Annotated in this window: 13 protein-coding genes; 12 read left to right on the forward strand and 1 reads right to left on the reverse strand. The window is 64.1% G+C overall.

Annotated elements, in window-relative coordinates; all coding sequences use genetic code 11:
• The first annotated feature begins 177 nt into the window (after positions 1–177).
• The 6 genes from QZM67_RS31555 (at position 178) to QZM67_RS31580 (ending at position 4,446) form a co-directional block, all read left to right on the forward strand.
• Positions 178–951, forward strand: coding sequence for an ABC transporter substrate-binding protein (locus QZM67_RS31555; protein WP_043178037.1), 774 nt, complete (start codon positions 178–180; stop codon positions 949–951).
• Positions 952–1,125: 174 nt separating this feature from the next.
• Positions 1,126–1,815: an ABC transporter permease gene (locus tag QZM67_RS31560; protein WP_175024948.1), complete on the forward strand. Its 690-nt coding sequence runs from the start codon at positions 1,126–1,128 to the stop codon at positions 1,813–1,815.
• Positions 1,812–2,525 carry an ABC transporter permease gene (locus tag QZM67_RS31565; protein WP_043178033.1) on the forward strand — a complete coding sequence of 238 codons (714 nt, stop codon included), beginning with the start codon at positions 1,812–1,814 and terminating at the stop codon, positions 2,523–2,525. Before QZM67_RS31560 ends, QZM67_RS31565 begins: the two co-directional genes overlap by 4 nt.
• A 33-nt stretch (positions 2,526–2,558) precedes the next feature.
• Entirely contained in the window at positions 2,559–3,326 is a 768-nt protein-coding gene (locus QZM67_RS31570; protein ID WP_043178030.1) for an ABC transporter ATP-binding protein, read from the forward strand.
• 459 nt (positions 3,327–3,785) lie between these two features.
• The gene (locus QZM67_RS31575; protein ID WP_167316040.1) at positions 3,786–3,923 is read left to right on the forward strand and encodes an HHHH-motif protein; all 138 of its coding nucleotides are present in this window, start codon (positions 3,786–3,788) and stop codon (positions 3,921–3,923) included.
• Between the two features lie 61 nt (positions 3,924–3,984).
• Positions 3,985–4,446: a hypothetical protein gene (locus QZM67_RS31580; protein ID WP_175024947.1), complete on the forward strand. Its 462-nt coding sequence runs from the start codon at positions 3,985–3,987 to the stop codon at positions 4,444–4,446.
• Between the two features lie 106 nt (positions 4,447–4,552).
• Here the strand turns inward: QZM67_RS31580 and QZM67_RS31585 are convergent, their stop codons facing one another.
• A complete protein-coding gene (locus QZM67_RS31585) occupies positions 4,553–5,908 on the reverse strand; it encodes a polyhydroxyalkanoate depolymerase (RefSeq protein WP_301809314.1) in 1,356 nt (451 codons plus the stop codon).
• 289 nt (positions 5,909–6,197) lie between these two features.
• On the opposite strand from QZM67_RS31585, the gene QZM67_RS31590 reads away from it, so the two are divergent.
• The 6 genes from QZM67_RS31590 (at position 6,198) to QZM67_RS31615 (ending at position 12,760) form a co-directional block, all read left to right on the forward strand.
• A complete protein-coding gene (locus QZM67_RS31590) occupies positions 6,198–6,860 on the forward strand; it encodes a glutathione S-transferase family protein (protein WP_043178023.1) in 663 nt (220 codons plus the stop codon).
• A 237-nt stretch (positions 6,861–7,097) separates the two neighbouring features.
• Positions 7,098–8,342 (forward strand): cyclic nucleotide-binding domain-containing protein, encoded by a 1,245-nt coding sequence (locus tag QZM67_RS31595; protein ID WP_301809317.1) that lies wholly within the window; start codon positions 7,098–7,100, stop codon positions 8,340–8,342.
• Between the two features lie 13 nt (positions 8,343–8,355).
• Entirely contained in the window at positions 8,356–9,120 is a 765-nt protein-coding gene (locus tag QZM67_RS31600; protein WP_175003590.1) for a flagellar motor protein, read from the forward strand.
• 39 nt (positions 9,121–9,159) lie between these two features.
• On the forward strand, positions 9,160–9,834 hold the full coding sequence (locus tag QZM67_RS31605) for an OmpA family protein (protein WP_301809323.1): 675 nt from the start codon (positions 9,160–9,162) through the stop codon (positions 9,832–9,834).
• 169 nt (positions 9,835–10,003) lie between these two features.
• Positions 10,004–11,866, forward strand: a complete 1,863-nt coding sequence (locus QZM67_RS31610; protein WP_301809326.1) for a methyl-accepting chemotaxis protein — start codon at positions 10,004–10,006, stop codon at positions 11,864–11,866.
• A gap of 105 nt (positions 11,867–11,971) precedes the next feature.
• Positions 11,972–12,760, forward strand: a complete 789-nt coding sequence (locus tag QZM67_RS31615) for a hypothetical protein (protein WP_301809329.1) — start codon at positions 11,972–11,974, stop codon at positions 12,758–12,760.
• Positions 12,761–12,987: the final 227 nt, after the last annotated feature.

Genomic DNA, 12,987 nt, shown 5'->3' on the forward strand with positions numbered 1-12,987 from the left:
TCGAAACAATCCGCCGACAACTAGAGATAAACACGGATTGCTGGCGAACCTGCAGAAAAGGCAAAGTTGTATGTACAACTTGGGGTGTCGCCGAAAGGGGCGGTCTCCGGGTTGGAAGGGTTCACGGCGGCGCCGCCCGACGGGACCCCAGCCCAGTTCGCCTCTGACAGGAACGCCATGAAGAAACTCGCGCTCAGTATTGCCCTTGCCTGCATCGCGGTCGGTGCCCACGCCAAGGATTGGTCGACGATCCGGTTCGGCGTCGACGCCAGCTATCCGCCGTTCGAATCGAAGGACGCAAGCGGCAAGGTCGTCGGCTTCGACGTCGATCTCGGTAACGAGATCTGCGCCCGCCTGAAGGCGAAATGCGTGTGGATCGAGAACGACTTCGACGGGATGATTCCCGCGCTGAAGGCGAAGAAGTTCGACGGCGTGCTGTCGTCGATGTCGATGACGCCGGCGCGTGCCGAGCAGATCGCGTTCTCCGACAAGCTGTTCAACACGCCGACGCGCCTCGTCACGAAGAAGGGCGCGAACCTGCAGCCGACGGCCGAATCGCTGAAGGGCAAGTCGATCGGCGTCGAGCAGGGCACCATCCAGGAAACCTACGCGAAGGCTTATTGGGCGCCGAAGGGCGTGCAGGTCGTGCCTTATCAGAACCAGGACGGCGTGTACCAGGACCTGATGTCGGGCCGCCTCGACGCAGCGCTGCAGGACGCGGTGCAGGCCGACATCGGCTTCCTGAAGACGCCGCGCGGCGCGAACTTCGAATTCGCCGGCAAGGACATCGACGATCCGAAGACGCTCGGCAACGGCGCCGGCATCGGCCTGCGCAAGGACGACGCCGACCTGAAGGCGAAGATCGACCATGCGATCGCCGACATCATCAAGGACGGCACGTACAAGAAGCTCGAGAAGAAGTACTTCGCGTTCGACGTCTACGGCGGCTGATCGTCCATGCGGCGCGCACCGGCTGTGGCGCGCGCCGCGTCTGCTTTGGGTGCAACCCGCTTCGCGTGATGCGTCCGACTTGATGAGCAGGTTGCATCAGGTAATGCGCAGATATCGTTTGATGCGGGGTTAATGGCTGTCGAAAATCCAGCCACCTCGTTCTGGATCCCTCATATGATCTTCCAAGGATTTGGTCCGCTGCTGTGGGCCGGCACGGTGGAAACCGTGAAGCTCGCGGTGCTGTCGCTTGCCGCGTCGCTCGTGCTGGGCCTCATCGGCGCGAGCGCGAAACTGTCGACGAACCGCGTGCTCAAGTCGATCGGCACCTTCTACACGACGCTGATCCGCGCGGTGCCGGACCTCGTGCTGATGCTGCTGCTGTTCTACGGGATCCAGATCCTGCTGAACAACTTCACCGACATGCTCGGCTGGGACCAGATCGACATCGATCCGTTCGTGGCGGGCGTCATCACGCTCGGCTTCATCTACGGCGCGTACTTCACCGAGACGTTCCGTGGCGCGTTCCTCGCGGTGCCGCGCGGCCAGCTCGAAGCGGGCTTCGCGTACGGGATGAGCGGCTGGCGCGTGTTCCACCGCATCCTGTTCCCGCAGATGATGCGCTTCGCGCTGCCCGGGATCGGCAACAACTGGCAGGTGCTCGTGAAGGCCACCGCGCTCGTGTCGATCATCGGCCTCGCGGACGTCGTCAAGGCGTCGCAGGACGCGGGCAAGAGCACGCTCGATTTCTTCTTCTTCACGCTGGCGGCAGGCGCGATCTACCTCGCGATCACGACGGTGTCCAACGTCGTGCTGCATCGCCTCGAGAAGCGTTATTCCGTTGGCGTCCGGAGGCTCGCACTGTGATCGAACTCGTCAGCCAGTACTGGCAAAGCTATCTCTACACCGACGGCTACCGCTTCAGCGGCCTCGCGATCACGCTGTGGCTGCTGGTCGTGTCGATCGCGCTGGGCTTCGCGCTCGCCGTGCCGCTCGCGATCGCGCGCGCGTCGTCGAACCGCTGGATCTCCGGCCCGGTGTGGCTCTATACGTACGTGTTCCGCGGCACGCCGCTCTACGTGCAGCTGCTGATGTGCTACACGGGCATCTACAGCCTGCAGGTCGTGCACAACCACGTGCTGCTCGACACGTTCTTCCGCAATGCGATGAACTGCACGCTGCTCGCGTTCGTGCTGAACGAATGCGCGTATGCGACGGAGATTTTCGCGGGCGCGATCAAGGCGACGTCGGCCGGCGAGATCGAGGCCGGCATGGCCTACGGGATGTCGCGCTTCAAGCTCTATACGCGGATCATCCTGCCGTCCGCGCTGCGCCGCTCGCTGCCGAGCTACAGCAACGAAGTGATCCTGATGCTGCACGCGACGACCCTCGCGTTCACCGCGACCGTGCCCGACATCCTGAAGGTCACGCGCGACGTCAATTCGGCGACGTACATGTCGTTCCAGGCCTACGGCATCGCGGCCGTGCTGTACGCCATCGTCGTGTTCACGCTCATCTGGGCGTTCCGCAAGCTCGAGACGCGCTGGCTCGCGTATCTCTCGCCGCGCGGCCATTAACGCTTTCGCAAGATTCGCAAGGAAGGACCAAGCATGTACAAGCTCACCGTTGACAACCTGCACAAGAAGTTCGGCGACAACGAGGTGTTGAAGGGCGTGTCGATGAAGGCGAAGGCCGGCGACGTGATCAGCATCATCGGCTCGAGCGGCTCCGGCAAGAGCACGTTCCTGCGCTGCATCAACTTCCTCGAGCAGCCGTGCTCGGGGCAGATCACGATCGGCAGCGAGCCGATCCAGACCACGCGCGACCGCAACGGCTCGCTGCGCGTGACCGACCAGAAGCAGCTGCAGCGGATGCGCACCAAGCTGTCGATGGTGTTCCAGCACTTCAACCTGTGGGCACACATGACGGTGCTCGAGAACGTGATCGAAGCGCCGATGGCCGTGCTCGGCGTCAGCAAGGACGAAGCGATCGCGCGGGCGCGCAAGTATCTCGAGAAGGTCGGCCTCGCGTCGCGCGTCGAGGGCATGTACCCGTCGCACCTGTCGGGCGGCCAGCAGCAGCGCGTCGCGATCGCGCGTGCGCTCGCGATGGAGCCGGAAGTGATGCTGTTCGACGAGCCGACGTCGGCGCTCGATCCGGAGCTCGTCGGCGAAGTGCTGAAGGTGATGCAGAAGCTCGCCGAGGAAGGCCGCACGATGGTCGTCGTCACGCACGAGATGGGCTTCGCGCGCAACGTGTCGAATCACGTGATCTTCCTGCATCAGGGGAAGATCGAGGAGGAAGGGAATCCGCAGGACATTCTCGTGAATCCGAAGAGCGAACGGCTCGGGCAGTTCCTGTCGGGACGGTTGAAGTAAGCGGGCTGGCGGTGTCGCGGACTGCCCGGGACGCTGCACACTGGAACGCCAAATGCTTGTCGCGCGGGATCCTTTCGACGAAGGAGCGTGCGCCGTGCCGCTGCCGACGCCGTGAGGGGAGGCGGGGGCAGCGCTCTCCGATTTCCCGAGGGGCGTCATCCGTCCACTTGCGATAAACCGCCTTCGGGCGGTTTTTTGTTGCGCGTTCCACGAAAGCTTCCGTGTGCTCCGCTCGCACCGGCGATCCGCTTGCCCCATCGTCACATTCTTTCGAATTCCGAATGGTCGCGAAGCTGAAGATCCGGAAAGAAAAGAAAGACATTCGTCAGCTTCGATGCGTTGACCGCGCTGCGATGTCAAAGATCGTCAATTGCGCGTGGACGCGGTGCACGGCTTGTCGACGACCGGCGTTAAGGAGGTACCAGCCGGATCACCGGTTGACCTACCCGGGAGAGTTTCATGAAGCGCATCGCGAAGATCCTGACGGCCACCGCAGTCGCATGTGCCGTTCTTGCTCCGGCCCTGGCCGAAGCGCATTCGCACCGTGTGTGCCACGTCGATCATCACCACCATCGCGTGTGCCGCTGGGTGCGGTAACCGTGACTTTCCCGGGGATACCCGGAACGCATTCTTCATTCAGGCAAATCAGGAGAGGACTATGAAAAAGACGATGTTGATCGCCGCGCTGGTCGCCGGCATGGGTGTGTCGATCGGTGCGTTCGCGCAGGTTCCGGCCAGCGCGCCGGCCGGCACGACCGGTCTGTGCAAGGACGGCTCGTTCTACTCGGGCGCGTCGAAGAAGGGCGCATGCGCGGGCCACAAGGGTGTGAAGACCTGGTACGGCGCGTCGTCGGCGGCAGCCGCGAGCGCACCGGCCGCAGCGCCGGCCATGGCGGCTTCCGCTGCTCCGGCATCCGGCACCGCGCCGGCGAAGAGCGCGGCCGCGACGACCGCAGCGCCGGGCGGCGGCGCGGGCAAGGTGTGGGCCAACGACAGCACGAAGGTCTATCACTGCTCGACCGACAAGTACTACGGCAAGACGAAGCACGGCAGCTACATGTCGGAAGCCGATGCGAAGGCGAAGGGCTACCACGCGTCGCACGGCAAGGCCTGTTCGTAATACCGGCTGACGCGCGAGGCCGCTTCCTCGCGCGTCGTCCGCACGCCGCAGCACCTCACGCCCCGCCACCCCCGGCGGGGCGTTTCATTTTCAGCGCCGTCCGGCTTCAGTGGGCGTGATCCTTCGGCGTGTCGGCCGACGCCTCGTGCGCCGCTGCGCGGGCATCGAGTAGCGCGCGCAGTGTCACGTAGTGCGTGCCATCCGCATCGCCTTCCGCACCCGAGGTGCGATCGTACGGCTCGTTGTCGTGGATCGTCGCGCGCACGATCGGATAGATCTGCGTTTCCCACCGGCTGCCGTTGAACACGCCGTAGTGGCCTGCCCCCGTCTGCACGTGGTGCGTCTTCAGGTACGGCGGCAACCCCGAACACAGCTCCTGCGCGGCCACCGTCTGGCCGACCGCGCAGATGTCGTCTTTCTCGCCTTCGATCGTCAGCAGCGCGGTGCGATGAATCGCCGCCGGCTCGACGAGCCGGTCACCGACCGTCAGCTCGCCGCGTGCGAGCGCGTATTGCTGGAACACTTTCTCGACCGTCTCCAGATAGAACTCCGCGGTGAGATCGGCGGTCGCGAAGTATTCGTCATAGAAGTGCCGCAGCGCGTCGGCTTTCGCCGGGTCACCTTTCGCGCGCTCGTAATACAGGTCGGCAAACGACGCCGCATGGCGATCCGGATTCATCGACATGAACGCGCCGACTTGCACGAAGCCCGGATACACGCAGCGCTGCGCACCGACGAAGCCCGCCGGCACGACGCTGATCAGGTTGCGCGCGAACCATTCGATCGGCTGGCTCGTCGCGAGCGCGTTGACCTTCGTCGGATTCACGCGGCAGTCGATCGGCCCCGCCATCAGCGTCAGGCTCGCGGGCTGCGCCGGATCGCCGCCGGCGGCCATCAGCGCGACCGCCGCGAGCGCGGCGACGGTCGGCTGGCAGATCGCGAGCACATGCGCGTCCGGCCCGATCTGGCGGATGAAGTCGATCACGTGCGCGACGTATTCGTCGAAGCCGAATCGTCCGGCCATCAGCGGGATGTCGCGCGGGTTATGCCAGTCGGTGATGTACACGTCGTGGTCGGCCAGCATCGTGTGCACGGTGCCGCGCAACAGCGTCGCGAAATGCCCGGACATTGGCGCGACGATCAGCACGCGCGGCTGGCGCGCAACCGGCAGCGCCTTGCGGAAATGCAGCAGCGTGCCGAACGGCGTCGCCGCGGCGGCTTCCTCGACGATCGGCACCGTTTCGCCGTCGACGGCGATCGACGCGATGCCGAACGGCGGACGCCGATGCGAGAACGCGCAGCATTCGAGCAGTTCGCACAGCGCGTCGAGCATGCGGCCGGTCGGCGTCGCGGTGGCGGGTGGCCACAGCGACATCGTCGCGCGCGCGGCGGCGGCCCATGCGCGCGCCGGGCGCACGCATTCGGCAGACCATTGATAGAACGGGTAAGCAAGCAGATTCATGGCCGTCGCTCGTTGTGCCGCGTTGCATGGAACGAGGCAAGCGATGTGCCAGCCCGCGGCTGGCACGCGCGTTGCACGCGGTTCGGGAACGCGGCGACGCAGGCCGCACGCGACAACCGGCAGCCGCACCCGATGCATGGCCGCGCCGATCTGGCGGGCGGCACGTGCCGCGACAGTGTGCGGCGCTGCGCCAGTTTGGCGAGTGCGCCGCACCGGCATGGTGCGGGTGACGCCACGCGGCGTCCGTTTTCGGTGCAGGGGCACGAACGGCTTTGGACAGGGGAGCGACATGGAAGTCACCGGACAGACGACGCTGACCATCAGCAGCCGCAATTACTCGTCGTGGTCGATGCGCGGCTGGCTGCTCGCGAAGCTGAGCGGGCTCGTGTTCGAGACGGTCAGCGTGCCGATCGATGCCGCGTCGCGCGCGGAGTTGCTGCTGCTGTCGCCGTCGATTCTCGTGCCGTGCCTGACGCACGACGGCAACACGGTGTGGGACACGCTCGCGATCGCCGAATACCTGAATGAGATCCGGCCACAGGCGCGGCTGCTGCCCGAAGACCGGCAAGCCCGTGCGCATTGCCGGTCGATCTGCGGCGAGATGCATTCCGGTTTCAGCGCATTGCGATCCGCGTTGCCGATGAACCTGCGCGCGCATTTCCCCGGCTTCCGGATCTGGTCGCGCGCGCAGCACGACATCCAGCGGATCGTGACGATCTGGCGCGAGTGCCTGGCCGCGTACGGCGGCCCCTGGCTGTTCGGCGCGGAGATCGGCATTGCCGACGCGATGTATGCGCCGGTCGTCACTCGCTTCCTGACCTACGACGTGAAACTCGAGCCCGATGTGGCCGAGTACTGCATGCGGGTGCTCGCGCATCCGTTCGTCATGGAGTGGATCGAGGCGGCGAAGGCGGAGCACGAAGACATCGACGAACTCGACATGGAGTTTTGACGAACGGGGTGGCTTGGCGCTTTCAATTGCACTACACGAACACGCATAAAAACGAACTTTCTGGTGTGGCCGCACGGCCCGCAAACGTTTTACCTTGATTTCGAATCGAAACGAGGACGAATTCCCTAAAGGATGTGGAGCCCGATGACGTAAACGGGTCACGGGGATGACTCGTGATCGCATGCTTTCGACGTGCGACGCGCGGTCCGCAACATTCAGCGCAGCAGGGGAATCGACTTGAATCGTCAGCAATCGTGGACGCGTACGGCGGCGCCCGGAGAAATCATTTATTCCGAGGGGTTCGCCGGCGAGCCCGTCATCTTTCTGATCACCGACGGCAAGGTCGAGCTGTCCACGCGCTGCGACGACAAGCGTGTCGTCGTCGCGACGCTCGGACGTGGCGAGTTCTTCGGTGAGTCGGCGCTGCTCGGGGCCGAGCCGCGTGCCCAAACCGCGAAGGCGCTTTCATTCTGTCAGCTCACGGTCGTGCCGGCCGGCACGCTCGACGAAGAAATCGAGCGCGTGTCGGCGCTGCTGCGTCACATCGTGCGGACGATGATCCGTCGCGTGAAGCGCAAGGACGACCAGCTCGCGACTTATACACACGCCGACTTCATGCCCGGCGTGCTGTCGTATGCGCATGTGCTGGCGCTGATGGCGGGTGCCGATGCGCGCGAGGGTGGCGACGCGTGGACGCGCCGGCCGATGCAGGCCCATGCGGCCGAAACCTCGGTGCCGCTCGCCGACGTGATCCGCAAATGCCGCGCGATTGCCGGCCACTCACGGCCGCACGTGCTCGCGATGCTGCGACGCATGGAGAAGCTCAATCTCGTCACGATCGAAGCCGCGCAAGCGGATCACGCCGGCGCGGCAACCGACTATGCGGCGTCGTCGGATGCGCGCCAGGTCGTCACGTTCGACGCCGCGCGCGTGATCGATCGCGCGCAGCAGGTTGCCGATCACGATCTCGACCTGTCGATCAACAGCGAACTCGAACTCATCGAGCTGGCCGATCTCGAATCGCTGATCGGCGTCGAGAGGACGATGCTGCTCAACAAGTTGTCGAACGGCGAGATTGCCGACGAACTGTTCGCGTTCCGCAAATCGAAGGTGCTCAGCTACGTCGAGCAGAAGGGTGTTACGTATTTCTCGCGGCGCAATGCACGTCGCGGCGGCGACGTGCGCTCGCTGGAGGATCTCGTGTCGATCGACCAGCGCACGCTGTTCGACGTCATCAGCGCGTTCGATACCTACGATCTCGCGAAGCTGATCGCGAATCTCGACGATCGCGCGGTGGCCGACAAGCTGTTTTCAGTGATGACCGAGGCACGGCGCAACGAGGTGTCGTGGGTGATGCGTCGCGAGCTCAAGCTCGATCCGGTCGAGATCGAGGACATCGAGCGGCGCGTACTGGATGCCGTTCGCGCGGCGAAAGCGCCGGCGGCGGGCGCCGCGCCCGTCGCGTCGGCATCGGATGCATGACAAGGGGGGACGCATGGATCTGTTGACCCTGGCCGGCGTGGTGCTGGGCGGTGCGGCGATCGTGTTCGGTTTCGCGCTGGAAGGCGGGCATTTCTCGATGCTGTTCCAGTTCGAGGCGCTCGTCATCGTGCTCGGCGGCACGCTCGGCGCGGTGATGATCCAGAACACCTGGGCGCGCTTCTTCGACGCGGTGAAGCAGTTGCGGCTCGCGTTCGTGCGGGCGCGCGAAGTCGATCGCAAGAACCTGTCCGACCTGCTCGAATGGGGCGACCGCGCGAAGCTCGACGGGCTGCTCGCGTTCGAATCGATGGACGTGAGCGGCATCCATCCGTTCGCACGCCGCGGGCTCGAACTGCTGGCGAACGGCGTATCGACCGCCGTGCTCGAGGACGCCTTGCAGCGCGAACTCGATGCATACGAACGCAGCCGCCTGGCCGCCGCACGCGTGTGGCAGCAGGCCGGTGGCTATGCGCCGACGTTCGGCATTCTCGGTTCGGTGCTCGGGCTCGTGCAGGTGACGAGCCATATTCTCGAACCGGCGCAGCTCGGGCCCGGCATCGCGGTCGCGTTCATCGCGACGCTGTACGGGCTGGCGCTCGCGAACCTCGTGTTCCTGCCGCTGTACGGCAAGCTGCGCGCGCAGATCGACAGCGAGCTGCGGTTTCGCAAGCTGTATCTCGACGGATTGCTGGCGATATCGCGCAAGGAATCACCGCATACGATCGAAACGCGCCTGACCGGCGACGTGCGCGGGCGCGCGGCCGAGTCGCTCGCGTGATGGGCGTGTGTCGAACGACGAACCCGGATGTCCAACCGCATGACTGCTCGAACTGACGGCGCTTCCGCTGCCGATCGCGACGACGACGAACCCGAAGGCGCGCAATCCGGCCGCTGGCTGATTTCGTACGCGGATCTCATCACGACGCTGATGGTGCTGTTTCTCGCGCTGTATGTGCTCCAGCTCGCGAAATACAACGCGCTCGATGCACGGTACCAGACGCTCGCACGGCATGCGGAAAGTGCGGCGAGCGCATCCGCTGCCGCTGCCGCGACACCTGAGCACTCACCGCCCTGGCTCGCATTACTCGATTCGTTGAAGTCGAACGGCCGGATCTCGCTCGTGAAAGCGCCGCATGGCGTCGAGATCGGCATCGACGCGAAGATCCTGTTCAACGTCGGCGATGCGCGCCTGCTGCCCGATTCGGCGCCCGTGCTGAACCAGATCGCGCAGGCGCTGAGCGATCACGCGACCGGCGACATTCTCGTCGAAGGCCATACCGACAGCGTGCCGATCGCGAACGCGAAATACGAATCGAACTGGGAGCTGTCGTCGGCGCGCGCGGGGAGCGTCGTGCGCTACCTGACCGAGCGCGGCATCGCACCGCACCGGCTCGCGGCGATCGGGCGGGCCGATACGCAGCCGCTCGTCGCGGGGGACGATGCGGCCGCGCGGGCGCGCAACCGGCGGGTGACGATCTTCGTTGCATACTGATCGACGCTGAATTTTCGTTGATTGCGCATCTATAGGCGGCCGCCGATGCCCGCCTGACAACAACATAACGAATCTCGCATGACGAACATCTGAAATCAGCGATGCGGTTCTGCGCGTGCATGCCGATAACCCAAACTGGCTCAGACCGAGCGGTTATCGAGGGTTCCCCATGCATTTCTGGCGCAAGCTTTCCATTCAGAACAAGCTGATTCTCAGCATGACGAGTTGCCTGCTCGTGTTCGTCGCGATCTCGAGCGGACTCAGCCTCCGTCTGATCGGCAACGCGGTGCGCGATCGCGTCGTGCGCGAAGAGCTGCCGACGGCCGTGAACGGCATCCGTGCCGACGTGCAGCGGCAGATGGCCGGGCCGATCGCCGCGTCGCGGATTCTCGCGCGCGATGCGTTCCTGCTGCAATGGGAGGCCGACGGCGAACCCGACGCCGGCACGCGCAACTGGATCCAGCTCGCGAAGAACGTGAAGGACGAGCAGAAGGCCGCGTCGGTGCAGTGGGTGTCCGTGAAGAGCGGCAACTACTACAACGAAGCCGGCCTGCAGCGGAAGGTGACCGACAAGGATCAGTGGCTGACCGGCTTCCTGTCGTCCGGCAAGGCGTTCGACGTGAACATGGACCGCGAGGTGACGGTCGGCGGCTACATGATGTTCATCAACAGCCGCGCCGAGCTCGACGGTGTGCCGATCGGCGCGGCCTGCATGAGCCTGTCCGTCGATGCGCTCGCGAAGGGTATCGCTGCGTATCGGATCGGTGAGACCGGGTTCGCGTATCTCGTGCGTCCCGATGGCGCGATCATGATGCATCGCGATTCGTCGCTGATCGACGGCAAGCATTTCATGAAGGACGAGCCGGGGCTGCCGGGTGATGCGTCGGCGACGCTCCTGGGCGGCAAGCCGTATGCATACTTGAGCTACAACGGCGATGGCGGCGCGCGTTTCATCGCGACGTCGTTTATTCCGGAGTTGAATGCGTATGTTGTCGTTGAGGTGCCGCAGGCGGAGCTGCTCGGGCCGGTGACGCGTGCGATTCGTAGCGCGGCGCTGGTTGCGGCGGTGGTGGGGCTCGGTGTTGCATTGCTGGTGATCTGGCTGGTGGGCCGCGCGATTGCCGCGCCGATCCGCCGCGCGGCGACGCTACTGTCGGAGATCGCCAGCGGCCAGGGCGATCTGACGCGCCGGATGACGGTCGAGAGCGAGGACGAGATCGGGCAGTTGTCGGATGCGTTCAACCGGTTCGTGTCGTCGCTGTCGACGCTGGTGCACAGCATTCGCGCGGCGTCCGCGTCGATTGCCACCGGGTCGGCGCAGATTGCGACGGGGAATGCGGACCTCAGTGAACGTACGGAAGGACAGTCGAGCAACCTGGAGCGCACGGCTTCGTCGATGGAAGAGATCACGGCCGTGGTGCGGAACAACACCGAAACGGCGACGACGGCCGCGAAGATGATCAATGGCGCTTCCGATACGGCGGCGCGTGGCGGGCAGGTGGTGGGTGAAGTCGTGAGCACGATGCAGGAGATCAGCGATGCGTCGCAGCGGATCTCGGAGATCATCGTGATGATCGACAGCATCTCGTTCCAGACGAATATTCTGGCGTTGAACGCGGCTGTGGAAGCGGCGCGGGCCGGGGAGCAGGGGCGCGGATTTGCCGTGGTGGCTTCGGAGGTGCGGAATCTGGCGCAACGCAGCGCGCAGGCGGCGAAGGAGATCAAGGTGCTGATCGAACATAGCGCGGGGACGGTGAATACCGGGTCGCGGCTGGTTACGGAAGCCGGGAAGGTGATGAGCGATGTTGTCTCGCAGGTTCAAGGTGTCAGCGCGATGATGAGCGAGATCGCTGAGGCGAGCCTGGAGCAGAGTGCCGGTATCGATCAGATCGGGGACGCGGTGCAGTCGCTCGATCAGATGACGCAGCAGAATGCGGCATTGGTGGAAGAAAGCGCGGCGGCTGCGGCAAGCTTGAAGCAGCAGGCGGCGGAATTGACCCGGCTGGTGTCGGCTTTCAAGGTGGATGAGTAAAGTCGGATTCGCGATTTAGAATAAGGCGTTTCTGAGGGACGGCTGTCGTGGATTCACGGCAGCCGTTTTTGCATGTTGGTGCGGGATTCGCTGGCGGTTATAAAAATGAAACGCATTTCCAGGTGGAAGGTTGGGGTGGGGGCGGTGGTGCTCGTCGCGGTGATAGCTGGCGTGGGGGCGAAGGTAATTGCGTCGCCTACCGATTCTTATCTCGCCTATCGGAAGAAAGCCGTCGACGCGGTTACTGCAGCGCGGATGGAAGATCAGGCGGATCTGGACAAGAAATACACGGGCGAGGTGAATACGCGGTTGGTTAAGCTTGTTGGAGCGGTTAAGGCGAAAGGTTTTCCCGGGAAGGCGGGGAGTACTGTGGACACCCTCTACATCGACAACGGGATGACGCCAGGGCCGGATGGACTGCTCTTGAAGTCGAATGACGGGAAGGTGAATCTCGTTGTGACGACGGTTCCGCTTTTGAAGGCATGGGTGACGACGGCGGATGCGGGGATCAAGTCGGCAGACGATGTCGCGGCGATTTTCGATAACGAGACGTTTTACACCGACGTGCTCGGTGGCGACGCTGCGGAGTTTCGGTTTGCCGAATTGCCGGTGAAGCGGAAACCGGCTGATGCGGTGGTGAAGGCGTTGCTACTGGGTGACAGCCAGGACGGGATGCCGGATGGGCCGAATACTTTGATGGTGTCGGTCAGGCAGGGCGCGCGGGTTTATATCCTGTGGCGGGATGCGACGTTGCCGACGATTGTCGCTTGTAGTGCGGAGCACGTGGCCGAGGAACAGAGGTCAGCCTGTTTTGCGCAGCAATTACCTAAACAGAGGCGATATTCGCGGTTTGTGTCCGACGCGCAGGCGATGGTCGATGCGGTTGTTCAATAGGATGCCGTCGTCTTGATGGTCGTTGAGTCGGGCGATATCACGGGGTGATCGGATTCGCCCGGTTTTTGACAAGTTCGACAGTACCGGAGACATCGCTGACGGAGGTATCCGGAATCTTGTGTGTGAGGCGGGTTAAGACTCAGATTCCGATGTTGAATCGCTCCGGGTAAAGCAGCGCAAACTGGGTCATCGCGCTCTTCCAATCGTGCCGGGAGCCGGTCCACTTG

It is taken from the genome of Burkholderia sp. AU45251 (assembly GCF_030482905.1).
Classification (GTDB): domain Bacteria; phylum Pseudomonadota; class Gammaproteobacteria; order Burkholderiales; family Burkholderiaceae; genus Burkholderia; species Burkholderia aenigmatica.

Excerpts from the sequence above, each read along its gene's own strand:
- QZM67_RS31555 (WP_043178037.1), top strand. The coding sequence starts at position 178 with ATGAAGAAACTCGCGCTCAGTATTGCCCTTGCCTGCATCGCGGTCGGT.
- QZM67_RS31560 (WP_175024948.1), top strand. The coding sequence starts at position 1,126 with ATGATCTTCCAAGGATTTGGTCCGCTGCTGTGGGCCGGCACGGTGGAA.
- QZM67_RS31570 (WP_043178030.1), top strand. The coding sequence starts at position 2,559 with ATGTACAAGCTCACCGTTGACAACCTGCACAAGAAGTTCGGCGACAAC.
- QZM67_RS31575 (WP_167316040.1), top strand. The coding sequence starts at position 3,786 with ATGAAGCGCATCGCGAAGATCCTGACGGCCACCGCAGTCGCATGTGCC.
- QZM67_RS31580 (WP_175024947.1), top strand. The coding sequence starts at position 3,985 with ATGAAAAAGACGATGTTGATCGCCGCGCTGGTCGCCGGCATGGGTGTG.
- QZM67_RS31585 (WP_301809314.1), bottom strand. The coding sequence starts at position 5,908 with ATGAATCTGCTTGCTTACCCGTTCTATCAATGGTCTGCCGAATGCGTG.
- QZM67_RS31590 (WP_043178023.1), top strand. The coding sequence starts at position 6,198 with ATGGAAGTCACCGGACAGACGACGCTGACCATCAGCAGCCGCAATTAC.
- QZM67_RS31600 (WP_175003590.1), top strand. The coding sequence starts at position 8,356 with ATGGATCTGTTGACCCTGGCCGGCGTGGTGCTGGGCGGTGCGGCGATC.
- QZM67_RS31605 (WP_301809323.1), top strand. The coding sequence starts at position 9,160 with ATGACTGCTCGAACTGACGGCGCTTCCGCTGCCGATCGCGACGACGAC.
- QZM67_RS31610 (WP_301809326.1), top strand. The coding sequence starts at position 10,004 with ATGCATTTCTGGCGCAAGCTTTCCATTCAGAACAAGCTGATTCTCAGC.
- QZM67_RS31615 (WP_301809329.1), top strand. The coding sequence starts at position 11,972 with ATGAAACGCATTTCCAGGTGGAAGGTTGGGGTGGGGGCGGTGGTGCTC.